Source organism: Rhizobium sp. 21-4511-3d (assembly GCF_053522545.1).
Window position 1 is genome coordinate 463,585 of record NZ_JBNWCF010000002.1, and the last position, 23,397, is coordinate 486,981.

Sequence of the window (23,397 nt, forward strand, 5' to 3'; positions counted from 1 at the left end):
AAAAACACTATCCGGTGGAAACCCGGCGTAAAAAAACCGCCTCCCGAGGGAGGCGGTCCTGGTCTAGGAATTCGTTCTGGAGGTCACGCCGACCAGGGGGCGAAGCCGGGAGCATTCACTGCAATGAAGTCACGGGCCGCAACGCGCGGGCGGGCAGCCGAGGTCTCGACGACTTCGTAGGCGCTGGGATCGCTGAGTAGCGCCTTGAGCGCATTGGCGTTCATCTTGTGACCGCCGCGGTAAGAGCGGTAGCAGCCGATGAACGGAGCGCCGGCAAGCGCCAGATCGCCGACAGCGTCGAGCGTCTTGTGACGTACGAACTCATCCTTGGCGTAACGCAGGCCTTCGACATTGATGACCGTGTTGTCGTCGGAGATGACGACAGAATTCTCAAGCGAGGAACCGAGAGCGTGGCCCGAAGCCCACAGACGCTCGACGTCGCGCATGAAGCCGAAGGTGCGGGCCCGCGACAGTTCGGTCTTGAACGTCTGCGCGGTCAGGTCCCCTTCCCACTTCTGGCGGCCGATCAGCGGGCATTCGAAATCGATCTCGACTTCGAAACGCGTGCCGTCATAGGGGCGGAATTCGCTCCACGAACCGCCATGCTCGATGCGAACCGGCTTGGTGATGCGGATGTAGCGGCGCTTGACGCCGAGAGAGACGAGGCCGACCTGCTCGATCGCTTCGATAAAGGGAGCGGAGCTGCCGTCCATGATCGGCATTTCGGCGCCGTGAACTTCGATCATCACATTGTCGAGGCCAAGCGCGTAGACGGCGGCCATGACATGTTCAATCGTCGCGACCGAATGCGCCGGAGAGAAACCGAGAACCGTGCAGAGGTCCGTATTGCCGACCTGCGAGGAAACCGCGCGCAGTTCGGTCACCGAGCCGTTTTCGTGCATGCGTTGAAAAACAACGCCCGTATCAACTTCAGCCGGATTGAAGGTGATGGAGACTTCCGCGCCGGAATGGACGCCGGTGCCCGAAAGCGTCACCGGGCGAGAAACCGTCGTCTGGAAGCCAAGCATGCCAATAACCATAAAATTCTGCCTTCATTACCCTTGATGGTTCCTAGCGCTCAAAGCGCCCAAAACAAACCGCCAAGTTTCTTTGTCCACACCGCCGGATTGTCGCCATATGGCGTCAAGGCGCGGTCCCCTGACCTCATACATACGTGCGCCCGGGCTCCATTCCAAATCACTGTTCGTTTCGGATTGTTACGAAACCATGCACTTGAAATGATTTGTTAATTTCACCCTCGCGCGAGGGCTTGAAACAGAAGCGCCCGGGACTGTGATCCCGGGCGCTCGGCGTGGCGATTCTGTGTCTGCTTAGTTCGACTGACGGCGCAGGAAGGCAGGAATTTCGAGCTGGTCGTCTTCCTGCATCATGCGGGCCTGCGGAACGGCGCGGCCCTGGTCGTCGAGGTTGCCGCGACGCGGAGCGTAGAGGCTGGCTTCCGGCGAAAGCGGACGGCGCTGCTGGGAAGCGGCTGCCGGAGCAGACGTCATCTCAGGAGCAACTTCCTCTTCGCGGCGGTTCAGCGAGTTCGTGATCCGCTTGAGCAGGCCCATCGGGCCGCGCTCTTCGTGAGCCTGTGCTGCGACGGGCTGCGAGCGGTGATCGATCTCGGCCTGGACGACCGGCGGGAAGTCTTCGACCTTCGGCATGCGCGTCGGCTGCTGCATGGCAGGTTCCTGGCGGACCGGCTGTGGCGCAACCGGTGCAGGCTGCTGCATCATGACCGGCTGCGGAGCCGGCTGGCTCATGACCGGAGCCGGAGCAGGCTGCATCTGCGTCGGTGCAGGACGGGCAACCGGAGCTTCCGGTGCTGCCGCGAAGATGCGGCTCTGCGGACGGAAGGTTTCCTGGGCGACCGGCTGCTGGACAGGAGCCGGGGCCGGAGCGCGCGGAGCGACGATGTCGAGTTCGCGTTCCATCTGGGCTTCCGCCATGCGGATCGTCTGCGCAACGGTATCAACCGGCTTCGGTGCCTGCATGACCGGAGCAGGCTGTACTGCGGCCGGAGCCGGAGCAACGGCCGCCGAAGGACGGATGATCGGCTTTGCGGCCGGCTGGAAGGTCTTGGTGGACGCTTCGGCGGCAGCGCGATCGATACCGGTCGCAACGACCGATACGCGGATGATGCCTTCGAGCGATTCGTCGAACGTCGCGCCGAGGATGATGTTGGCGTCCGGATCGACTTCTTCGCGGATGCGGGTTGCAGCTTCGTCGACTTCGAAGAGCGTCAGGTCGCGGCCACCGGTGATCGAGATCAGCAGGCCCTGTGCGCCACGCATCGAGGTTTCGTCGAGCAGCGGGTTGGCGATAGCGGCTTCAGCAGCCTGCATTGCACGGCCCTGGCCGGATGCTTCGCCGGTGCCCATCATCGCACGGCCCATTTCGCGCATGACCGAACGGACGTCGGCGAAGTCGAGGTTGATGAGACCTTCCTTCACCATCAGGTCGGTGATGCAGGCAACGCCCGAGTAGAGAACCTGGTCGGCCATCGCGAAGGCGTCGGCAAAGGTCGTCTTGTCGTTGGCGATACGGAAGAGGTTCTGGTTCGGAATGACGATCAGCGTGTCGACCGACTTCTGCAGCTCTTCGATACCGGCTTCGGCCAGACGCATGCGGCGGCCGCCTTCGAACTGGAACGGCTTGGTGACGACGCCGACGGTCAGGATGCCCTTGTTGCGGGCGGCCTGGGCGACGACAGGAGCAGCACCGGTGCCGGTACCGCCGCCCATGCCGGCGGTGACGAAGCACATATGCGTGCCGTTCAGGTGGTCGATGATCTCATCGATGCACTCTTCGGCGGCTGCACGGCCGACTTCCGGCTGCGAACCTGCACCGAGGCCTTCGGTGACGTTGGCGCCGAGCTGGATGATCCGCTCCGCCTTCGTCATCGTCAGAGCCTGCGCATCCGTGTTGGCAACGACGAAGTCGACGCCCTGGAGGCCGGCGGAGATCATGTTGTTGACAGCATTGCCGCCGCCACCGCCAACACCGAACACGGTGATACGCGGCTTCAGCTCTGTGATGTCAGGCTTTTGCAGCTTGATAGTCATGGTACCCGTTCCTTCTCTTTATGGCCGCATCGCCACGCCGGCCAATTCACTCGATGTTCAGAAGCTTTCCTTCAGCCACTGGCCCATCCGGGCTATGCGGCTGTTATTTCCCCCAAGCGACAAGAGCAGGCCGCTCTGTGACGCATGTGTTTCCATGTCCGCGACCTGCGGATAGATCATCAGGCCGACCGCCGTCGAAAACGCCGGTCCCTTGGCTGCCGTCGGCAGCCCGGAGACGCCCATCGGGCGGCCGATACGAACGTTGCGGGCCAGGATCTTGCGGGCCACGTCTGCAAGGCCGGTGAGCTGGCTTGCGCCGCCCGTCAGCACGACGCGCTTGCCGACGATCGGGCTGAAGCCCGAACGCTGGATCCGGTCGCGGATCAATTCCATTGTCTCTTCGATGCGCGCACCGACGATGCGCGAAACGAGCGCACGCGGAACCTGCGTCGGCAGATCGCGCTCGTCTTCGCCGATCGGCGGGATCGAAATCAGTTCACGCTCGTCCGAGGAGTTCGCCATCGCCGAGGCGTGAACGACCTTCAGGCGCTCCGCGTCTTCGATGCGGGTCGAGAGACCGCGTGCGAGGTCGGTGGTGACGTGATGGCCGCCAAGGCCGACAGCGTCGGTGTGAACCAGCTTGCCTTCGGCAAAGACCGAGATCGTCGTCGTGCCGCCGCCCATGTCGATGGCAGCACAGCCGAGTTCGACTTCGTCGTCGACGAGGGCGGCCAGACCGGAAGCGTAAGGCGTCGCAACGATGCCTTCGACCGAGAGATGCGCGCGGTTGACGCTGAGCTCGAGGTTCTTGAGAGCGGCGCGCTCGGCGGTGACGACATGCATGTCGACACCGAGCATGTCACCGTACATGGACAAGGGGTCGCGAATGCCGCGCTCGCCGTCCAGCGAGAAGCCGGTTGCGAGCGAGTGAAGCACGGCGCGGTCCTGGCGCAGCGACTGCTGGCAGGCTGCAGCCAGAACCTTCTTGAGGTCGTTGAGTTCGACTTCCTGGCCGCCGAGATCGATCGTCGCCGTATAGACGTCGCTGCCGAGACGGCCGGCCGTCAGGTTGACGATCAGGCTCTCGACCGTGAGACCGGCCATGCGCTCGGCCGCATCGACGGCGAGACGGATGACACTCTCGAGCGCGTCGAGGTCGGCGATCACGCCGGTCTTGATACCGCGGGAGCGCTGGTGGCCGATACCGATGATCTCGATGTCGTGCGTGCGGCCCGGGAGGATTTCGCTCTCCTCGCGCGGCGTCAGCCGGCCGATCATGCAGACGACTTTCGTCGATCCGATGTCGAGCACCGAAACGATGTGCGACCGCTTAGACGAAAGCGGCTTCAGGCGCGGCAATCCAAAGTGGGATGAACCGAACAAGCTCATATATTCTGCCCCGCCTTCTTCAAATCCTTGGTCCGCTGATCGAGCACCACCTGACGCCGGGCCATCGCCTCGGGGGTGAGCTGGATTGCGGTCCGGTCTGCCAATCGGAGATCGACGGCTGCGATGTCGCGCGCCAGAAGATCCTGTTCCTTGTCGAGCTTCGAAAGTGTCGCCAGAGCCTGGTCGACATCGTCGGCCGGCAACTTCACCACGACGCCATTGTCGAGATGCAGATCCCAGCGGCGGCTAGAGACCCAGACGTAAGCCTTCACGCGGGCCTTGATATCCGGCCAGTTGGCGAATTCGCCCTCGAGCGCGGCTGCGGCCGTCTCGGCATCGCGGCCAACGACAAGCGGAAGGTTGGAAAACTTGTTGTCGCGGAGCGGCGCGATGACCGAACCGTTGCGCTCGATCAGCGAGAGCTCCTGGCCGTGCTGCCAGATCGCATAGGCCTGACGCTCCTTGAGCTTCACCTCGATCGTCTTCGGATAGACCTTGCGAACCTCAGCGCTTTCGACCCAGGGAAGCTTGGCGATCTTCTGGCGGGCCGCATCGACATCGAGAGCGACGAGCGACGTCGTGCCGTCGAGGCCGAGAAGCTCGAGGATTTCGATTTCGGAAGTCGCCGTGTTGCCGGAGACCTTCACGTCTTCGATGGCAAAGCCAGCAGCCGTCGTCGTCGCCTGTGCGACCGCTTCCGTGTGACCACCGAGCGACATGCCGTAGAGGCCGGTCGCAGCAAGAAAGGCCAGAGCCGAAACGGTACCGGCATGCGCAGGGATATAGATGCGCCCGGTTCCGAGGCTGACAAGGAAGCGCACGACGCGGCGCAGCGGACGCGGCAGCACCATGCGGCTATCACCTTCCGGGAAGGCGATGTCGTCCTGGCGGCTCGGGCGCCCTATCCTTTTAACTGTCACCGAGAACAAGAAGCGTCCTCCACCATCCAGCGCAGAAACTCACCAAAGGAATAACCGGCATGACCGGCCATTTCGGGCACCAGAGAGGTTGGAGTCATTCCCGGCTGAGTATTGACCTCGAGCCAGATGATTTCGCCATCTTCGGAGAAGCGATCGTCGTAGCGAAAGTCGGATCTGCTAACGCCACGGCAACCAATTGCTTGATGCGCCCTTAGTGCCAATGATTGTATTTTTTGGTAAATTTTCGGTGAAATTTTTGCCGGAATGACATGTTTCGAACCGCCCGCGGCGTACTTCGCATCATAGTCATAAAAGTTGTGGCCAAGCGGCACCACCTCGGTCACACCGAGCGCCACATCACCCATCACGCCACACGTCAGCTCGCGGCCGTGAACGTAGCGCTCGACCAGAACCTCTTCGCCATAGCGCCATTCCTGAGAGCTGATGACCTGCGGCGGATGCGACTGATCTTCCTGAACGATCAGCACGCCAAAGCTCGAACCTTCACGCACCGGCTTGACGACATAAGGCGGCTTCATCGGATGCTCAGCCGGAAAGGCGAAGCGATTAATGACTTCGGACTGCGCGACCGGAATGCCGGCCGCCGCCGCAACACCCTTGGCCTTGCCCTTGTCCATGGCAAGCGCAGAGGCGAGCACGCCGGAATGCGTGTAGGGAATTTCGAGATATTCGAGAATGCCCTGGATCGTCCCGTCTTCGCCGAACGGCCCATGCAGGGCGTTGAAGGCAACATCGGGACGAAGGGCGGAAAGCTTGGCGGAAACATCACGATCGACATCGATGGTCGTGACCTGGAAGCCTTCAGCCTCGAGAGCCTCAGCGCATGCCTTCCCCGAAGACAGGCTCACAGGCCTCTCCGAAGAAAATCCGCCCATCAGGACAGCGACATGCTTGCGACTCATACTTACCCCCAAAATAACTTACGGCATGAATTTCGACGCTTGCCCGAGGCTTTCGCAGTCGAATCTCAGCCCTTCAGACTTGAAGGCAATCAAACACTAATATGGTTAATGAACCGTTTACTTTTGTTAACGGACGTCATTTATGAAACATTCTTGAATCGGATCATGAAGCTGAAACAGCCGAAATAGCCTCGCTTTATCATAGGCTTAAGATTCAGCCTTGAATCAACTCCGCAGCCGCCGGCACCGTCCGCCACCGCTGTCACAATCGCCAGAGCGAACGTGCGTAGCGATGGAATCGAGGAGAATCGGAAACCCAAAGAAAAGCCCGGCGATTTTGTGGCTTTCTTGCGTCTTTGGCGTTTGCGCCGACTTAAAATTGCGTTAAGACCCGCTTGCCTCCCAAGGCAAACAGCAATCCTGATTGGAATGACAATGTCTGACGCGATATCACCCGTATCGCCGACCCCCTCCTCTTCGAACAGTGCGCAAGTCAATTCGCCGGCGCGTGTTCTGATCGCGAGCCTCGTCGGCACCACCATCGAATTCTTTGACTTCTACGTCTATGCGACGGCCGCCGTGCTGGTCTTCCCGCATCTCTTCTTCCCGACGAGTGATCCGGCGTCCGCACAGCTTCAGTCCTTCGCCACCTTCTCGATCGCCTTCTTCGCGCGCCCGCTTGGCGGCATTCTTTTCGGCCATTTCGGCGACCGTATCGGCCGCAAGGCGACGCTCGTCGCCGCGCTGATGACCATGGGCCTGTCGACCGTGGCGATCGGCATGCTGCCGGGCTACGACTCGATCGGCATCGTGGCGCCTCTGCTCCTGGCATTGTGCCGCTTCGGCCAGGGTCTCGGCCTCGGCGGTGAATGGGGCGGTGCCGTCCTGCTCGCCACTGAAAACGCCCCTCCCGGCAAGCGCAGCTGGTACGCCATGTTCCCGCAGCTCGGCGCGCCGATCGGCTTCATCCTCTCGTCCGGCTTCTTCCTGATCCTGACGGAAACGATGACCAACGAGGACTTCCTGGCCTTCGGCTGGCGCATTCCCTTCGTCGCGAGCCTCGCGCTCGTCGCCGTCGGTCTCTATGTCCGCCTGAAGATCGCCGAAACGCCGGAGTTCCAGAAGGCTGTCGAGAAGCACGAGCGCGTTGCCGTTCCGGTCGCCGTCGTCTTCACCAAGCACTTCCGCAGCCTGGTTCTCGGCACTTTCATCGCCGTCGCCACCTTCGTTCTGTTCTACCTGATGACGGTCTTCACACTGTCCTGGGGCACGTCGAAGCTCGGCTACTCGCGTGAGCAGTTCCTGGTCATCCAGCTCGTCGGCGTCGTGTTCTTCGGCCTGACGATCCCGCTTTCCGGCCTGCTCTCCGACCGCTACTCGCGCCGACTGATCCTGATCCTGGTCACGATCGGCATTGCGATCTTCGGCTTCTTCTATGCCTCGCTGCTGACCGCAGGCCTGACGGGCGCCTTCCTGTGCTCGATCATCGGCCTCGCGCTGATGGGTTTCACCTACGGTCCGATCGGCGCTGCACTTGCAGCCCCCTTCCCGACCTCGGTGCGCTATACCGGCGCCTCGATGACGTTCAACCTCGGTGGCATCTTCGGCGCCTCGCTGGCACCCAACATCGCCAGCTGGCTGGCGACGCATTACGATCTCTCCTATGTCGGCTACTATCTTTCCGGCGCAGCAGTGATCTCGCTGGTCTGCATCCTGCTGTCGGGCCGCGAAGAAGTCTAAACGCTTCAAAAGCCCAATCGATGAGAGGCCGCGGTGGCAACACCGCGGCCTTTTCGATTCTTGTCTGTTAACATCTGCCCCCTACTCTCTCTTCAAAAGCACAAGGGGGAGATCATGCTGACGAGACGGTCACTGCTGACACAGGGTATGGGCGCAGGCTTTGCGCTATCGATGCCGCGCCTGTCGCGCGCCGCCGTCCCCGATGTCAACGTCACCTTCCTCGTCATCAACGACGTCCATGCCTGCCGCATCGGCGATGGCCTCAGCCCCAATTGCCAGCAGGAAGGCAAGACCGACGCCAACCTGCTGCGCCACATCCTGGCGCTCAACAACATCCACCATCAGACATGGCCCGAAGAGATCGCCGGCAAGCCGAGCGGCCTCAGCGTCGCCGGCAAGGAGATCGCCCGCCCGCAGGGCATCATCGTCTGCGGCGACGTCACCGACGATGGCGGCGGCCAGACGGCGGAATTCGCCGAGGGTTCGCAGCTCCTGCAGTTCTCGCACCGCTACCAGCAGGGCCGCGGCTCCGATCACGTCCATTTCCCCGTCTATGTCGGCCTCGGCAATCACGACCTCGATCAGGACGGCCGCCCGCCGCAGGTCGACTGGTACCGCGACGAGCTACGCGATTACGTGCAGATGAACCACAAGCCGAGCGTCTTCTTCAAACCGGCCGTCCCCGTCGACAATTACGACGAGGCTTCCGACAATTACTCCTGGAACTGGGGAGGCCTTCACCTGATCCAGGCGCAGCGCTATGGCGGCGATAACAGCAAGGGCACCGCAAGCAGCCTCGACTGGATGAAGCAGGACCTGAAGACCTACGCATCCGACGGCAGGCCCGTCGTCATCTTCCAGCACTACGGCTGGGATCATTTTTCCACCGAGCGCTGGGACCCGGCAAAGAGCACCTTCGACGACGACGGCACCGGCACGCCACATTGGTGGGATGAATCAGAACGTCAGGATCTGCTCGCAAGCCTCAGCGGCTACAACGTAATCGGCATTTTCCACGGCCACGAACACGACACGCCGATGGCCTACAAGGTCAACGGCATCGACGTCTTCAAGGCCAAGGCCGCCTTCATGGGCGGCTTCACGCTGGTGCGTGTCAGCAACGACCGGATGGACGTGGCGATCGGCGAAGCCGCAGACGACAAAGGCGGCGTCCGTTTCGACACCGCCTTCAGCAAAGCTCTCAGATTGTAGAAGCCAGCCTTATTCGCTGGTCACGCCCTGGAACGGACGCACTTCGCGGCCCGGCATGAACACGCCGAAACGCTTGATTTCCCATTCGAGCTTGATGCCGGAATTCTCGAAGACTTCGCGGCGAACCTGTTCGCCGAGATATTCGAGATCGTAACCGGTCGCTTGCCCCATGTTGATCATGAAGTTGCAGTGAAGCGACGACATCTGCGCGCCGCCGATGACGAGACCGCGGCAACCCGCTTCGTCGATCAGCTTCCAGGCCGAATGACCCTCGGGGTTCTTGAAGGTCGAGCCACCGGTCTTCTCGCGGATCGGCTGCACGGTCTCGCGATGGTTGCGCACGGCATCCATGTCGGCACGGATCTTGGCACGGTCCTCGGCATAGCCTTCGAACAGCACCGAGGTGAAGATCAGGTCCTTGGCAGCCGAGGAATGGCGATAGGAATAGCCCATATCCGCATTCGAGAGCACATGCTTGTTGCCCTTGCGGTCGATCGCCGTCAACTCGACCAGACGCTCGCGCGTCTCGCCGCCATTGGCGCCGGCATTCATGCGCGCCGCGCCGCCGATGCTGCCCGGGATGCCGTAGTAGAAATGGAAACCGCCGATGCCGTTATCCATCGCCATCGCCGCGACATGCTTGTCGGGGCAGATCGCGCCGGCGCGGATGCGGTTCTCGCCGGCAAGCTCCAGCCCGCCAAAACCCTTGGCGGACAGGCGCAGAACGACGCCCGGAATGCCGCCGTCGCGCACCAGAAGGTTTGAGCCGACGCCGACCACGGTCAGCGGGACCTCTTCTGGCAGCAGCTTCATGAAGGCGACCAGATCGTCTTCGTCATGCGGCTGGAACATCAGCTCGGCGAGACCGCCGGCGCGGAACCAGGTGACGCGATCCATGGGGGCATCCGGCGTGATACGACCGCGGATATCCTTGACGCCTTCTCCCAGAGACTCGAGAAGCTTTTCCCCATTGACCTGTTTCATGCAGACTTTCCCGAAAGGCCTTCCAATTGCTTCGGCAGTGCAGCTGCCCAATAAGTGATACTCCCAGCCCCCAAGAGAACCACGAAATCACCCGGCTTTGCAATCTCTGCAACCAGCTCAGGTAGTACGTCTTGTGACGGAAGGAACCGCGCGTCGCGATGGCCGCCCGCCTTGATGCGCGAAACGAGCGCCTCGGAATCGACACCCTCGATCGGCTCTTCACCCGCGGCATAGACCGGAGCAAGGAAGATGCTGTCGGCATCGTTGAAGCAGTTCGAGAACTCCTCGAACAGGCTCGACAGGCGCGTATAGCGATGCGGCTGGTGGACGGCGATGACGCGGCCCTTGCAGGCCTCGCGCGCGGCGCGCAGCACGGCCTTGATCTCGACCGGATGGTGACCGTAATCGTCGAACACCTGCACGCCGTTCCATTCGCCGGTCAGCGTGAAGCGCCGCTTGACGCCACCGAACGAGGCCAGCCCCTTGGCGATGTCCTCGTTGGAAATGCCAAGGCGGTTGGCGACGGCGATCGCCGCCGTGGCGTTGGCGATATTGTGACGGCCGGGCATCGGCATCACGAGATTGTCGAGCTTGAACACCTTGCCGGTACGGCGACGGCGGATCTCGACGTCGAAGATCGAGCGCGCACCGTCGATGCGGACATTCATGAAGCGCACGTCGGCCTGCGGGTTCTCGCCGTAAGTGACGACCTTGCGGTCCTCGATACGACTGACCAGCGCCTGCACTTCCGGATGATCGAGGCACATGACGCCGAAGCCGTAGAACGGCACGTTCTCGACGAACTGGCGGAAGGCCGCGCGCACGGCATCGAAATTGCCGTAATGGTCGAGATGTTCGGGGTCGATATTGGTAACGACGGCAACGTCGGCCGGCAGCTTCAGGAAGGTGCCGTCGGATTCGTCGGCTTCGACGACCATCCACTCGCCCTCGCCCATGCGGGCGTTGGTGCCGTAGGCATTGATGATACCGCCGTTGATGACGGTCGGATCGAGACCGCCGGCTTCGAGCAGCGTCGCGACCAGCGAGGTGGTCGTCGTCTTGCCATGCGTACCGCCGATGGCGATCGCATTGCGGAAGCGCATCAGCTCGGCGAGCATTTCCGCGCGGCGCACGACCGGCAGCAGCTTTTCGCGCGCCGCGATCAGTTCCGGATTGGTCTTCTTGATCGCCGTCGAAACGACCACGACTTCGGCATCGCCGAGGTTCTCGGCCTTGTGGCCGACGAAGACCTCGATGCCCTTTTCGCGCAGGCGCTGAACGTTCGCACTGTCGGACTGGTCGGATCCCTGGACCTTGTGGCCGAGATTATGCAGCACTTCGGCAATGCCGCTCATGCCGATGCCGCCGATGCCGATGAAATGGACGAGGCCGATGGCCTTCGGCAGTTTCATGACTGTGCCCCCTTGAACTCTGCAATTGTACGTCCGGCGGCAATAGCCTCAACCATGCCCGCAAGCAAGTTCGCAGCGTCCGGTTTCCCGGTCTGCTTTGCCGCCGCCGCCATCCGCGCCAGCTTTTCCGGGTCGTTCATCGCATGCGTCAGGATCGAGGCGATCTTCTCCGACGACAGTTCGGCCTGGACGATGACCTTGGCGCCGCCGGTCGCGGCAAGCGCTGCGGCATTCGCCGCCTGGTCATGATCCAGAGCATGCGGATAAGGCACGAGTACGGCCGGGCGGCCGATGACGGAGATTTCCGACACGGTCGATGCCCCCGAACGGCAGATCACCAGATGCGCTTTCGCGAGGCGTTCGGCCATGTCGGTAAAGAACGGCGCGATATCGGCGCCCATCTTCAGCTGCGCGACACAGCCGCCGACCATTTCCATATCCTCGGGCCGCACCTGCTGAGTGATCCGCAGCCGCGCACGCAAGTTGTCGTCGAGCAGGCTGATCGCCGTCGGCATTGCCTTGGAGAAATATTGCGCGCCCTGGCTGCCGCCGAAGACGACGAGATTGAAGGGCTCGCCCGGATGCGACGGCGCGTAGGGAACCTTTGCCGCCTCGATGATCGCGGGGCGAACCGGGTTGCCCGTCGTCACCGTCTTCTCGGGATAGGCGCCGCCATTTTCGGGCAGGAAGCCGCCGGCGATCGCCTGGACGCGGGCCGCCAGCGCCTTGTTGGCGCGGCCCATCACCGCGTTCTGCTCGTGGATCATCGCGGGCACGCCGAGGCGTGTCGCGGCCAGCAGCGGCGGCACGGTCGGATAGCCGCCGAAACCGACGACGACGGCGGGCTTCAGCTTCTGGATCAGCTTCTTGGCAGCGCGCATGCCGCTCCACAGCGTCCAGAGCGAGCGGGCGACGGCGACCGGGTTCTTCGAACCGATCGTTGCCGATGGCACGACGTGGATCTGCTCGGCCGGGAATTTCCCGGCATAGCGCTCGGCGCGGCTGTCGGTGACCAGATGAACGGAATAACCGCGGGCCTTCAGCTCGTAAGCCAGGGCTTCCGCGGGAAAGACGTGGCCGCCGGTTCCCCCGGCGGCAAGAAGGACGATGCCTTTACTCATATTCTTACTCCGCCGGCATTCCGTGCGGCACGCGGAAGAGGCTCCGGTCCTGCGCACGTTTTTCCGGGCGATGGCGCGTCAGCGCGAGAATGAAACCGGCGGTCACGCAGATCGCGACCATGGACGAGCCGCCGTAGGAAATCAGCGGCAGCGTCATGCCCTTGGCCGGAAGCAGTTCGAGATTGACGCCGATATTGATGATCGACTGGATGCCCATCTGCAGCACGAGGCCGGCGACGGCAAACCGGTTGAAGTCGTTCTTCTCCTTATATGCGTGCGACAGGCCCCTCAAAACAAGGACCGTGAACAGCGCAACGAGCGCGATGCAGAAGATGATGCCGAATTCCTCGGCGGCGACCGAGAAGATGAAGTCGGTATGCGCGTCCGGGATAATACGCTTGACGATACCTTCGCCCGGACCCTGGCCGAACCAGTCGCCGCGGATGATCGCTTCGCGGGCGGTATCGATCTGGAACGTGTCGCCCTCACCGGTCATGAACTTGTCTATTCGTCCGGCAACGTGCGGGAAGACGTAATAGGCCGACACGAGACCACCGGCACCGCCGACGCCGAGCACGATGATCCACAGCCAGGGCATCCCGGCCATGAAGAACATGCCCCCCCAGACCGCGGTCGTCAGGATCGTCTGGCCAAGGTCAGGCTGGGCGACGAGAAGTGCCGCGACCATGCCGAACAGAATGATGGCGAAGAGGTTGCCCGGAATCTCCGGCTGGCGCGCATGCTCGGCAAACAGCCAGGCGCAGACGACGACGAAAGCCGGCTTCATGAATTCCGACGGCTGGATAGAGATGCCGGCGAGCGTTACCCAGCGCCTGGAGCCCTTGACCTCGACGCCGAAGAACAGCGCCAGAAGCATCATCGCCAGCGCGACGATCAAAAGCAGGATGGCCGTGCGGCGCACCTGTCGCGGCGTCAGGAATGACAGCCCGATCATCACCATAAGCGACGGGATCATGAAGGCTGCGTGGCGCTTGACGAAGTGGAAGGGCTCGAGCCCGATGCGCTCGGCAACCGCGGGCGATGCGGCAAACGACAACATGAAGCCGATGCCCATCAGGAAGACGAACATCGCCAGGAAAAAGCGGTCGATGGTCCAAAACCAATCGGCCAGAGGCCCACGTTCCGCGCGGCTTACCATGTCATTTATCTCCTGTTGCCGAACCGATCAGCATGGTGATTCCGTCGAGCGCTGCCACATGGCTGACAAATGCATCGCCCCTGACTTCGAAGTTCTTATATTGGTCGAAGCTTGCGCAAGCCGGGGATAGCATCACCGCGACAGGGCCAGTTTCATCTTTTTCCGCATCGGCAGCCGCATGCGCCACAGCGCGCTCCAGCGTGCCGGAGATTTCGTAGGGCACCGCTTCGCCGAGCGTCGCGGCAAATTCCGCCGCCGCCTCGCCGATCAGGTAGGCCTTGGCGATCCGCGGAAAGAACGGCGCGAGCGTCGTGATGCCACCGGCCTTCGGTAGGCCGCCGGCGATCCAGTAGATCCGGTCGTAGCTCGACAGCGCCGGTGCTGCCGCATCGGCATTCGTCGCCTTCGAATCGTTGACGAAGACGGCATGGCCGCGCCTGCCGACCGGCTGCATGCGATGCTTCAGGCCCGGGAAGGACGCGAGCCCTGCCCTGATCTCATCGGCGCTGACGCCGACGGCGAGGCAGGCCGCAACGGCCGCAGCCGCATTCTGCGCGTTATGGCTGCCGCGCAGCGTCTGGATGCCATCGAGATCGGCAAGCGGCAGCGCCGCGCCACCGGTGGCATGAATGAGGCGCGTGCCCTCGGCATAGATGCCGTCGGCCAGCGGCTGGCGGCGCGAGATGCGCACGACCTTGGTCCCGGCGCGCTCGACACGGTCGGCGATCATTTCGCAATAGCTGTCGTCGACGCCGACGATCGCCGTGTCGCTCCCGGCGACCAGCCGTTCCTTGACGTCGGCATAATGCTGCATCGTGCCGTGACGATCGAGGTGATCGGGCGTCAGGTTGAGAAGGATGCCCGCAGACGGATTGAGCGTCGGCGCCAGATCGATCTGGTAGGACGAGCACTCGACCACATAGAAGCGCTGCGCCTTCGGCGGATCGAGCGTCAGGACGGCGGTGCCAATATTGCCGCCGAGCTGCGTATCCCTGCCTGATGATTTCACGATATGGGCGATCAGCGCCGTCGTGGTCGACTTGCCGTTGGTGCCGGTGATGGCGATGAACGGGCTGTCCGGCGCATGGGCGCGACGCTCGCGAACGAAGAGCTCGACGTCGCCGACGATATCGACACCAGCGGCACGCGCCAGATCGACGGTCCAATGCGGCTTCGGATGGGTCAGCGGCACACCCGGAGACAGCACGAAGAGCGACTGCGCCGCCCAATCGATGCCGTGAAGGTCAGCGGTCGCAATGCCTTCGGCGCCCGCCTTGGCGACGCTATCAGGATTGTCGTCCCAGGCCGTAACCTCTGCGCCTCCGGCAACCAGCGCCCGGGCCGTGGCAAGGCCGGAACCGCCGAGCCCGAAAAGCGCGACCTTCTTACCAGCAAGTGTCGTGACCGGAATCATCGCCCGCTCACCGCAGTTTAAGGGTGGAGAGGCCGAGCATCGCCAGACCGACCGCGACGATCCAGAAGCGGATGACCACCTGGCTTTCCGTCCAGCCCTTCTTTTCGAAATGGTGATGGATCGGCGCCATCAGGAAGACGCGGCGGCCGGTCATCTTGAAGAAGCCGACCTGGATGATCACCGAGAGCGTCTCCATCACGAACAGGCCGCCGATGATCGCCATGACGATCTCATGCTTGGTGGCGACAGCAACCGTGCCGATCGTGCCGCCGAGTGCTAGCGAACCGGTATCACCCATGAAGATTGCGGCGGGCGGCGCATTGAACCAGAGGAAGCCGAGACCGGCGCCGATGACGGCGCCGAGAACGACGGCGAGCTCGCCGGTGCCGGGCACGAAATTGATCTGCAGATAGCCCGCGAACACCGCGTTACCGGCGAGGTAAGAGATAATGCCGAAGGAGGCCGCGGCGATCATCACCGGAACGATCGCCAGACCGTCGAGACCATCAGTCAGGTTCACGGCATTGCCGGCCGCGACGATGACGAAGCCGCCGAAGACCACGAACATGATGCCAAGATTGATCAGGAAGTCCTTGAAGAACGGGAAGGCAACCGACGAGCCGAAGGTCGAGCCCGCAGGACCCGAGGCCAGCGACGTGCGCATCATGAAATAGACGGCGATACCGGCAATGATGAACTCGATGCCGAGGCGGGCCTTGCCGGAAAAGCCCTTGTCGCTCTGCTTCGTCACCTTGAGATAGTCGTCATAGAAGCCGATCGCACCGAAGCCGAGCGTCACCAGCAGCGTCGCCACGACATAGACGTTCGAGAGGTCGGCCCAGAGCAGCGACGAACCGACGATACCGGCCAGGATCATCAGGCCGCCCATTGTCGGTGTACCGGCCTTCTTGAAATGCGTCTGCGGACCATCGGCGCGGATCGGCTGACCCTTGCCCTGGCGGATGCGCAGCGACCGGATGATCATCGGCCCGAACAGGAAGACGATCAGTGCGGAAGTGAAGAGAGAGGCGCCTGTGCGGAAGGTAATGTATCTGAACAGGTTCAGAAATTTAAAATGTTCCGACAGTTCGACTAGCCAAATCAGCATTCAGGGCCCCTTGTTTACCCGGTCAAATCTCGCGCTGCGTGTCCGCAAATGGCGCAAACTTGTCAAGGAGCGCGGCAACGATCTTGCCGAAACCAATCCCCAATGACGATTTGACCATCAAGACATCGCCCGGCTCGACCGAGTTCAGTATAAAATCTTTGAGTTCTTCCGTCGTCTCGCGGTACTCGACGGCAACGCTGTCGGGGAGCGAATCCCTCAGAGCCTGCATGTCCTTGCCTGCGAGCCAGACGTGTTCGATACCGGCCGCAAGCAGCGGACCGGCCAGATCGGAATGCACGCGCTCGGCAAATTCGCCCATCTCCAGCATGTCGCCGAGAACGGCGATGCGGCGGCCGTAGCCCTGCGGAACGGCGGCGGCGAGCAGCGCGATCGCCGCGCGCATAGAGGCCGGGTTGGCGTTGTAGCTCTCGTCGATGACGGTCAAGGTGCCTGCACCGAGCCTCAGCTTGTGGCGTTTGCCCCTGCCCTTCTCGGGCTGCAGCGTCGCCAGCGCATCGATCGCCTTGTCGAGATCGGCACCGACGAGCGTCACGACGCCGAGTGCGGCAAGCGCATTCTCGGCGATATGGCGGCCGGGCGCGCCGATCGCCACTTCAAGCGTATCGCCGTCGATCGTCAGCCACAGAGCCGAGCTTTCGTCGGAACCGTTGAATTCAGCGAGACGGTACTCCGCCTTGGCATGCTGGCCGAAGGAATGGATGTTGGTGATGCCGAGCGCCTGCGCGGTCCGGTCGAGGAAATTGTACTGATCGTTGTCGCGGTTGAGAACGACATGACCGCCGGGCGTCAGGCCTTCGAAGATCTCGGCCTTGGCGGCAGCGATTTCCTTGATGCTCTTGAAGTTACCGAGATGGGCCGGCGCGATCGTGGTGATGACTGCGACATGCGGGCGGATCATCTGCACCAGCGGACGGATTTCGCCCGGATGATTCATGCCGACCTCGAAGACGCCGTAATGCGTATCGAGCGGCATGCGCGCCAGGGTCAGCGGCACACCCCAGTGATTGTTGAAGGATGCGACCGACGCATGCACCTTGCCCGACGGCGAAAGCACATGGCGCAGCATCTCCTTTGTGGTCGTCTTGCCGACCGAACCGGTCACCGCAATGATCTGCGCCCGCGAGCGCTGGCGCGAGGCGGTCGCCAGGCGTCCAAGCGCATCCAGCACGTCATCGACGACGATCATCGGCACGGTCAGACGGCCGAGACCCGCAAGCCGCGCCTCACTGACGACGAGCAGCGACGCGCCGTTGGCCATCGCCATCGAGGCATAGTCGTGGCCGTCGACGCGATCGCCCTTGATGGCGAAGAAGGCTTCGCCCGGCCCGATCGAGCGGCTGTCGATGGAAATGCCGGTAATCCCCTGCGGCAGCGTGCCGAAGGGGCGTCCCGCCATCGCGGTGATCATGTCTTCCGTGGTCCAAAGCCAGTTCAAGGTTTCAGCTCCTCCAAGGCCTCACGCACTTCGGCGTGATCCGAGAAAGGCAGCGTCACACTCCCGATGGTCTGCCCTTCCTCATGTCCCTTGCCGGCGACAATCAGCGTGTCGCCCGACTTCAGCATTGCGACGGCCTTGCTGATCGCCAGCGACCGGTCGGCGATTTCGGTGGCGCAGGTCGCAGCCGCCATGATCTCGGCACGGATCGTCGCCGGATCTTCCGAGCGCGGATTGTCGTCGGTGACGATAACCACGTCGGCCAGGCGGCAGGCGATCTCGCCCATGATCGGGCGTTTGCCCTTGTCGCGGTCGCCGCCGCAGCCGAAGACCACGACGACACGGCCGGTGGTGAAAGGGCGGACGGAATTCAGGACGTTCTCAAGCGCATCCGGCTTGTGAGCGTAATCGACGTAAGCGAGCGCGCCATCCTGGGTGTGGCCGACCAGCTCGAGGCGGCCGGAAGCACCCTGCAGCTTTTCAAGCGCGGCCATCGCCGCCTTGGCCGGAACGCCTGTCGACATGGCGAGCCCTGCGGCAACCAGCGCATTGGCGATCTGGAAATCGCCGGCCAGCGGAATATCGACCTCGAAGATCTCGTCGCCGACATGCACTTCGGCCACCTGCTTGTGGCGGAAATGCTCGACGCGCTTCAATGTCAGGTAATCGCCCTTGCGGCCGACTGTGCGGACATCGTGACCGGCCTTGGTGGCCGCTTCGATGGCCTGCGGCGACCATGGGTCGTCGGCAAAGATGATCGCCGGCGAGCCCTTCGGCAGCAGCGTATCGAAGAGCCGCATCTTGGCGGCCATGTAGTCCTCGACCGTCGGATGGTAATCCATGTGATCGCGGCCGAGATTGGTGAATGCGGCAGCGGCCAGCTTGACGCCATCGAGACGGCTCTGGTCGAGACCGTGGCTTGAGGCTTCCATCGCCGCATGCGTCACGCCCTCATCGGCGAGTTCGGCAAGCAGCTTGTGCAGCGAAACCGGGTCGGGCGTCGTCAGCGAGCCGTAATCGTTGCGGGTCGGCGAAACGACGCCGGTCGTACCGATCATCGCGGCCGGATGCCCGGCATGAGCATAAATCTGGCGGGTGAAGGAGGCGACCGAGGTCTTGCCTGCCGTGCCCGTTACCGCAACCATCGTTGCCGGCTGCTTGCCGTAGAAATTGGCGGCCGCAAGCGACAGGAAGCGGCGCGGATCCTTGACGACGAGAACGGGGATGGAGGCTTCGACCGGCTGCGAGCTGATCGCGACTGCGGCGCCGTTCCTGGCAGCGTCGGCGATGAAGCCCGCGCCATCGGCCTTGGTCCCGGCAACGGCGACGAAAGCCATGCCGCGTTCGACCTTACGGCTGTCGGCTGTCAGGCCTGAGATTTCCAGCCCGCCTGCCGGTCCGTCGAGTTGATCCTTGATTTCCGGAAATGCGCTTCCGGCAATGTCCCGCAGTTTCATCAATGTCTTTTCTCTCTGGCGCCGCTCACCCCACGCGAATCGGCGCCGTATTCATTCAGACTCAATAAGACACCAACAAGGCCGATCCGTCTTCGCCGAATTGCGGTTCGACGCCAAGAATGGGGGCTGCGCGGCGGATAATGTTCTTCACCATCGGCGCAGCCGTGTAAGCGGCGATGTTCTGGCCCTTCTCGCCGTTATGCGGCTCGTCGCAGAAAGTCAGTACCACATAGCGCGGATTGTCGATCGGGAAGGCCGCCAGGAAGGCGTTGAAGTTGAGGTTGTGGGCGTAGCGGCCGTTGACGACCTTGTCGGCCGTCCCGGTCTTGCCGCCCACATTGAATCCCGGCACGTCGGCATTGCGGCCGGAACCCTTCAGCCCGTTCAGCTTGAACAGATAGCGGATGCTGTCGCTGGTGCTCTTCTTGACGACGACTTCGGCCGTCTCGTCCGCCTGTTCGCGGGTGCGCGGCAGGAAGGTCGGCTCGATCAGCTTGCCGCCATTGACGAGAGCAGCGCCGGCAACCGCCGTCTGCATCGGGGTCGTGGAAACACCGTGGCCGAAGGAAATCGTGATCGAGTTGATCTTCTTCCAGACCCTCGGCTGGCTCGGCATCTTCACTTCAGGAAGCTCGGTCTTCATCTTCGTCAGCAGGCCGAAGCGCGTCAGGTAATCCTTCTGCATCTCCATACCGACGATATCGATCATCTTCGCGGTACCGATGTTCGACGAATATTCGAAGATTTCAGGAACCGTCAGCCAGCGTCGCTGGCCGTGGAAGTCGTTGATGGTGAAGCCGCCGATGCGGATCGGGCGGCTGGCGTCGAAGCTGTCGTTGATGCTGACCTTGCCGCTGTCGAGCGCCATGGCGGTCGAGAAGGTCTTGAAGGTCGAGCCCATTTCGAACGTGCCGTTCGACATGCGGTTCAGCCAGCCTTCCTTGGCGCCCTCTTCCGGATTGTTGGGATCGAAATCCGGCGCCGAAGCCATGCCGAGCACTTCGCCGGTATGGATGTCGAGCACGACGGCACCGGCGCCCTTGGCTTCGTAATTGGTCACGGCGCTGGTGACGACGTCGCGGACGATGTTCTGGACGCGGATATCGATCGACAGCTTCACCGGCTCGAGCGGCTGACCGCTGGTCATGCCGACGGAGGCGAGATCGGCCAGCCCCTGATCATCGATATATTTCTCCATGCCGGAGACGCCGCGGTTGTCGATATTGACGTAGCCGAGGATATGCGAGGCGGTCGGACCACCCGGGTAGAAGCGGCGCTTTTCCGGCCGGAAGCCGACGCCGGGAATGCCGAGCGCGAGGATCTGGCTCTGCTGCTTCGGCGTCAGCTGACGGCGCAGCCAGGCGAAATGCGAGCTCTTCACCGAAAGCTTGCGATAGGTGCCCTTGACGTCGAGATCCGGCAATACGGTCGCCAGCTTTTCGATCGCCTCGTCGGCATCGACGATCTTGTTCGGCTCGGCAAACAGCGACACCGTGCGGATGTCGGTCGCCAGCACTTCGCCGTTGCGGTCGAGAATATCAGGGCGCGAGGCCATCAGCCGGTCGGGCGGCAGGATCGAGGAAACGACCTCGGGATCCTTCATCGCATATTCGACGAGACGGCCGCCGATGACGCCGTAAAGCGCCGTGAAGCCGATGATCAGCAGGCCGACGCGGCTCTTTGCCTGACCGGCCTTCTTCTTGCGTGAGCCTTCGAGCGGCAGACTGCCGGAGGGGCCGCCGAAACGATTGTAGACGCCGGACGAGAAATGCGCCTGGCTCTTGAGCACCATGATGCGAGAGAGAAACGACATGGCTACTCCACCGATCCGGTTGCAATCTGGTCCGTGTCGTCCTCGGGCTCTTCGACCCGCGGCACAGGCTTCGGCGTCACCTTGGCGGCAACCTTGGCGCCCGCAGCCGGCTTTGCGGCAGCCGCCACGCTGGCCGCACCCGGCTTCTGGTCGGCCTTGGCCTCGGTAATATCGGGAACTGGAACCTGCGACTTCAGCATCGGCAGTTCGCGGGCATGAACCAGCGCCGTCGAATCCGTCGGCTGCAGCTTCAGCTCGTCATTATAAGTATTGACGAGGCGCTCCAGCCGGTTCGGCTGAGACTGCAGAGCCCAATCGGCCTTCAGCAGTTCGATCGTGTCCTTCTCGAGCTTGATCTCGGCCTCGAGGCGATGAACCTCCTCGAGCTTCAGCTCGGCGCGATGCTTGATCGTATAGGTCACGGCGGCCGCGGCCGTCATGACACCGATCAAAACGAAGTCGAACGTTCTCAGCACATCAACCCCCAAGTTTTCCAAGACTGGCCAGGCTAGGCAGGCCGAAGATGGACATGTCCGCTGCTTCGGCCTGAGCCGATGTGCGCTCCCCAGCGCGCAGCTTGGCGGAACGTGCCCGTGGATTTGCTTCGGCTTCCGCCTTGCTGGCAGCAACCATAGACTTCCCGACCGCATTGAACGTGGCGGCGCGCTCGTGCGCCACCGGAAGGTGACGCGAGCCCGAGGCCTTGCCGGCGCGGTCGGAGAAGAATTTCTTGACGATCCGGTCTTCCAGCGAGTGGAAGGTGACGACGACGAGACGGCCGCCCGGCTTCAGCGCACGCTCGGCGGCAAACAGCGCCTGAGCCAGCTCGCCGAGCTCGTCATTGACGAAGATGCGCAGCGCCTGAAACACCTGGGTCGCAGGATGGATCTTGTCCTTCATCTTGCGCGGTGTCGTGAGCTCGATCAGCCCGGCGAGATCGCGCGTGGTCTCGAACGGCTTTTCGGCGCGGCGCTTCTCGATCGCATGCGCAATGCGCGGCGCCTGATCTTCCTCGCCGAGAAAATGGAAAATGCGGATCAGCTCGGCGACCTTGGCGCGATTGACCACATCGGCAGCCGAGACACCGGCAGCCGACATGCGCATGTCGAGCGGACCGTTCTTCGAGAACGAGAAGCCGCGATCCGCCTCGTCTATCTGCATCGATGACACGCCGATATCGAGCACGACGCCATCGAGCCCGCTGGCAGGCGCTTGATCTGCGAGATTGGAAAACTGCGAATGGACGAGCTGGAGATGACCGGAATGCTCAGCCACCAGCGCCTGACCGGCAGCGATGGCCGTCGGATCGCGGTCGAGCGCGACGACATCGGCACCAGCGGCGAGAATCGCCGACGTATAGCCGCCTGCACCAAATGTGCCGTCGAGAACGACCTTGCCGGAAGATGGCTGCAGCGCGTCGAGCACTTCGTTGAGAAGAACCGGAATGTGACGAACCGGTCCGCCACCAGCTTCGGATGAACCTCCGCCAGGATTCGTCACCATTCCGCGCCCTCGCTTGTTCAGGAGCGCTTGCCCACCAGCATGCGCCCCTCTCGTGCCTGCATCTGGGCCGCCTGAAATGCCTGCGGCTGCCACAGCTGAAAATGATCTGCCCGCCCGACGAAAGTCACTTCGTCCGAGATCCTCGTGAAATCCCGAATGAAATCCGTGACCATCAAACGCCCCTCGGCGTCGAGCTTCATGAAGACCCCGCCCCCATGAATGAGAAGCGACATCTCGTTCGCGACCGGCGAAAACGGATCCTCCGCAGCAATCTGCCGCTCGAACCTTTCGAGAAGATCCGGGCCGCCGACGCTGATCGCCGGAAACACAAAATCCTGGAAGCAATAGAGCTCCTGGATATTGCGCTGCGCCAGCACGGAACGAAAGGCCGCAGGCACGGAAACCCTGCCCTTGGAATCGATCCTGTTGGTCGCACTTGAAAGGAAGCGGCTCATGACACGAAACATCCGTTTCCGAAAGAGCCCGAAGCGAAGAACCGCCGCCGGAACCCTCAACACAGAGCACAGCTTCGCGAGCCGAACGGACCGAGGCCCGCCCGGCGCTTCCGGGATGGAAGGCGCCTTGGCTTTGCGATTGATGGGCAGATGATTGCCCTTGTGCAGTGCTCTTATGGGATACCATGGGACCATATGGGCGTCAATGGGAAACGCCCCTCTCGCGATGAGCGCAGTACCGAAAATTTATAAGCTGTTAA

General features: G+C 62.5%; 19 protein-coding genes. 2 read left to right on the plus strand and 17 right to left on the minus strand.

From position 1 onward, the window contains the following. Positions 1–83 precede the first annotated feature (83 nt). The 5 genes from lpxC to ACQZ5H_RS08175 all read right to left on the minus strand — a co-directional run bounded on the left by lpxC (position 84) and on the right by ACQZ5H_RS08175 (position 6,303). Positions 84–1,040, minus strand: a complete 957-nt coding sequence (gene lpxC / locus ACQZ5H_RS08155) for a UDP-3-O-acyl-N-acetylglucosamine deacetylase (protein WP_112715460.1) — start codon at positions 1,038–1,040, stop codon at positions 84–86. Positions 1,041–1,331: 291 nt separating this feature from the next. After that, on the minus strand, positions 1,332–3,071 hold the full coding sequence (gene ftsZ / locus ACQZ5H_RS08160; RefSeq protein ID WP_449097283.1) for a cell division protein FtsZ: 1,740 nt from the start codon (positions 3,069–3,071) through the stop codon (positions 1,332–1,334). Between the two features lie 57 nt (positions 3,072–3,128). Then, positions 3,129–4,460: a cell division protein FtsA gene (ftsA, locus tag ACQZ5H_RS08165; protein WP_449097284.1), complete on the minus strand. Its 1,332-nt coding sequence runs from the start codon at positions 4,458–4,460 to the stop codon at positions 3,129–3,131. Next, a complete protein-coding gene (locus tag ACQZ5H_RS08170) occupies positions 4,457–5,389 on the minus strand; it encodes a cell division protein FtsQ/DivIB (protein ID WP_112715466.1) in 933 nt (310 codons plus the stop codon). The genes ftsA and ACQZ5H_RS08170 overlap by 4 nt, the downstream gene beginning before the upstream one ends. After that, positions 5,377–6,303, minus strand: coding sequence for a D-alanine--D-alanine ligase (locus tag ACQZ5H_RS08175; protein WP_199629180.1), 927 nt, complete (start codon positions 6,301–6,303; stop codon positions 5,377–5,379). Before ACQZ5H_RS08175 ends, ACQZ5H_RS08170 begins: the two co-directional genes overlap by 13 nt. Before the next feature lie 429 nt (positions 6,304–6,732). Here ACQZ5H_RS08175 and ACQZ5H_RS08180 point away from each other — a divergent pair, with 429 nt between their 5' ends. Together ACQZ5H_RS08180 and ACQZ5H_RS08185 are read left to right on the plus strand one after the other, a co-directional pair. Continuing rightward, positions 6,733–8,043, plus strand: coding sequence for an MFS transporter (locus ACQZ5H_RS08180; RefSeq protein WP_413709777.1), 1,311 nt, complete (start codon positions 6,733–6,735; stop codon positions 8,041–8,043). 114 nt (positions 8,044–8,157) lie between these two features. Next, positions 8,158–9,255: a metallophosphoesterase gene (locus ACQZ5H_RS08185; protein ID WP_130277994.1), complete on the plus strand. Its 1,098-nt coding sequence runs from the start codon at positions 8,158–8,160 to the stop codon at positions 9,253–9,255. Positions 9,256–9,264: 9 nt separating this feature from the next. Here the strand turns inward: ACQZ5H_RS08185 and murB are convergent, their stop codons facing one another. From murB to mraZ, 12 genes are all read right to left on the minus strand, one after another. Further along, positions 9,265–10,239, minus strand: coding sequence for a UDP-N-acetylmuramate dehydrogenase (gene murB / locus ACQZ5H_RS08190; protein WP_130277993.1), 975 nt, complete (start codon positions 10,237–10,239; stop codon positions 9,265–9,267). Beyond that, positions 10,236–11,651 carry a UDP-N-acetylmuramate--L-alanine ligase gene (murC, locus tag ACQZ5H_RS08195; RefSeq protein ID WP_112715476.1) on the minus strand — a complete coding sequence of 472 codons (1,416 nt, stop codon included), beginning with the start codon at positions 11,649–11,651 and terminating at the stop codon, positions 10,236–10,238. The genes murB and murC overlap by 4 nt, the downstream gene beginning before the upstream one ends. Further along, positions 11,648–12,772 (minus strand): undecaprenyldiphospho-muramoylpentapeptide beta-N-acetylglucosaminyltransferase, encoded by a 1,125-nt coding sequence (murG, locus tag ACQZ5H_RS08200; RefSeq protein WP_449097285.1) that lies wholly within the window; start codon positions 12,770–12,772, stop codon positions 11,648–11,650. The genes murC and murG overlap by 4 nt, the downstream gene beginning before the upstream one ends. Positions 12,773–12,776: 4 nt before the next feature. Next, on the minus strand, positions 12,777–13,931 hold the full coding sequence (gene ftsW, locus ACQZ5H_RS08205) for a putative lipid II flippase FtsW (RefSeq protein ID WP_112715480.1): 1,155 nt from the start codon (positions 13,929–13,931) through the stop codon (positions 12,777–12,779). 1 nt (position 13,932) lies between these two features. After that, complete coding sequence (gene murD / locus ACQZ5H_RS08210) at positions 13,933–15,345, minus strand: UDP-N-acetylmuramoyl-L-alanine--D-glutamate ligase (protein ID WP_449097286.1); 1,413 nt, start codon at positions 15,343–15,345, stop codon at positions 13,933–13,935. A 7-nt stretch (positions 15,346–15,352) separates the two neighbouring features. Further along, the gene (mraY, locus tag ACQZ5H_RS08215; protein ID WP_112715484.1) at positions 15,353–16,453 is read right to left on the minus strand and encodes a phospho-N-acetylmuramoyl-pentapeptide-transferase; all 1,101 of its coding nucleotides are present in this window, start codon (positions 16,451–16,453) and stop codon (positions 15,353–15,355) included. Positions 16,454–16,475: 22 nt separating this feature from the next. Next, positions 16,476–17,909, minus strand: coding sequence for a UDP-N-acetylmuramoylalanyl-D-glutamyl-2,6-diaminopimelate--D-alanyl-D-alanine ligase (locus tag ACQZ5H_RS08220; RefSeq protein WP_449097287.1), 1,434 nt, complete (start codon positions 17,907–17,909; stop codon positions 16,476–16,478). Further along, the gene (locus ACQZ5H_RS08225) at positions 17,906–19,366 is read right to left on the minus strand and encodes a UDP-N-acetylmuramoyl-L-alanyl-D-glutamate--2,6-diaminopimelate ligase (protein WP_449097288.1); all 1,461 of its coding nucleotides are present in this window, start codon (positions 19,364–19,366) and stop codon (positions 17,906–17,908) included. The genes ACQZ5H_RS08220 and ACQZ5H_RS08225 overlap by 4 nt, the downstream gene beginning before the upstream one ends. Before the next feature lie 61 nt (positions 19,367–19,427). Beyond that, positions 19,428–21,179, minus strand: coding sequence for a peptidoglycan D,D-transpeptidase FtsI family protein (locus ACQZ5H_RS08230; protein WP_449097289.1), 1,752 nt, complete (start codon positions 21,177–21,179; stop codon positions 19,428–19,430). A gap of 2 nt (positions 21,180–21,181) precedes the next feature. Next, positions 21,182–21,655 carry a cell division protein FtsL gene (ftsL, locus tag ACQZ5H_RS08235; RefSeq protein ID WP_449097290.1) on the minus strand — a complete coding sequence of 158 codons (474 nt, stop codon included), beginning with the start codon at positions 21,653–21,655 and terminating at the stop codon, positions 21,182–21,184. A gap of 1 nt (position 21,656) precedes the next feature. Further along, positions 21,657–22,682 carry a 16S rRNA (cytosine(1402)-N(4))-methyltransferase RsmH gene (rsmH, locus tag ACQZ5H_RS08240; RefSeq protein WP_449097291.1) on the minus strand — a complete coding sequence of 342 codons (1,026 nt, stop codon included), beginning with the start codon at positions 22,680–22,682 and terminating at the stop codon, positions 21,657–21,659. Positions 22,683–22,699: 17 nt separating this feature from the next. Beyond that, positions 22,700–23,137: a division/cell wall cluster transcriptional repressor MraZ gene (gene mraZ, locus ACQZ5H_RS08245; protein WP_449097325.1), complete on the minus strand. Its 438-nt coding sequence runs from the start codon at positions 23,135–23,137 to the stop codon at positions 22,700–22,702. Positions 23,138–23,397 lie beyond the last annotated feature (260 nt).

Excerpts from the sequence above, each read along its gene's own strand:
- lpxC (WP_112715460.1), bottom strand. The coding sequence starts at position 1,040 with ATGGTTATTGGCATGCTTGGCTTCCAGACGACGGTTTCTCGCCCGGTG.
- ftsZ (WP_449097283.1), bottom strand. The coding sequence starts at position 3,071 with ATGACTATCAAGCTGCAAAAGCCTGACATCACAGAGCTGAAGCCGCGT.
- ftsA (WP_449097284.1), bottom strand. The coding sequence starts at position 4,460 with ATGAGCTTGTTCGGTTCATCCCACTTTGGATTGCCGCGCCTGAAGCCG.
- ACQZ5H_RS08175 (WP_199629180.1), bottom strand. The coding sequence starts at position 6,303 with ATGAGTCGCAAGCATGTCGCTGTCCTGATGGGCGGATTTTCTTCGGAG.
- ACQZ5H_RS08180 (WP_413709777.1), top strand. The coding sequence starts at position 6,733 with ATGACAATGTCTGACGCGATATCACCCGTATCGCCGACCCCCTCCTCT.
- ACQZ5H_RS08185 (WP_130277994.1), top strand. The coding sequence starts at position 8,158 with ATGCTGACGAGACGGTCACTGCTGACACAGGGTATGGGCGCAGGCTTT.
- murB (WP_130277993.1), bottom strand. The coding sequence starts at position 10,239 with ATGAAACAGGTCAATGGGGAAAAGCTTCTCGAGTCTCTGGGAGAAGGC.
- murC (WP_112715476.1), bottom strand. The coding sequence starts at position 11,651 with ATGAAACTGCCGAAGGCCATCGGCCTCGTCCATTTCATCGGCATCGGC.
- murG (WP_449097285.1), bottom strand. The coding sequence starts at position 12,772 with ATGAGTAAAGGCATCGTCCTTCTTGCCGCCGGGGGAACCGGCGGCCAC.
- ftsW (WP_112715480.1), bottom strand. The coding sequence starts at position 13,931 with ATGGTAAGCCGCGCGGAACGTGGGCCTCTGGCCGATTGGTTTTGGACC.
- murD (WP_449097286.1), bottom strand. The coding sequence starts at position 15,345 with ATGATTCCGGTCACGACACTTGCTGGTAAGAAGGTCGCGCTTTTCGGG.
- mraY (WP_112715484.1), bottom strand. The coding sequence starts at position 16,453 with ATGCTGATTTGGCTAGTCGAACTGTCGGAACATTTTAAATTTCTGAAC.
- ACQZ5H_RS08225 (WP_449097288.1), bottom strand. The coding sequence starts at position 19,366 with ATGAAACTGCGGGACATTGCCGGAAGCGCATTTCCGGAAATCAAGGAT.
- ACQZ5H_RS08230 (WP_449097289.1), bottom strand. The coding sequence starts at position 21,179 with ATGTCGTTTCTCTCTCGCATCATGGTGCTCAAGAGCCAGGCGCATTTC.
- rsmH (WP_449097291.1), bottom strand. The coding sequence starts at position 22,682 with ATGGTGACGAATCCTGGCGGAGGTTCATCCGAAGCTGGTGGCGGACCG.
- mraZ (WP_449097325.1), bottom strand. The coding sequence starts at position 23,137 with ATGAGCCGCTTCCTTTCAAGTGCGACCAACAGGATCGATTCCAAGGGC.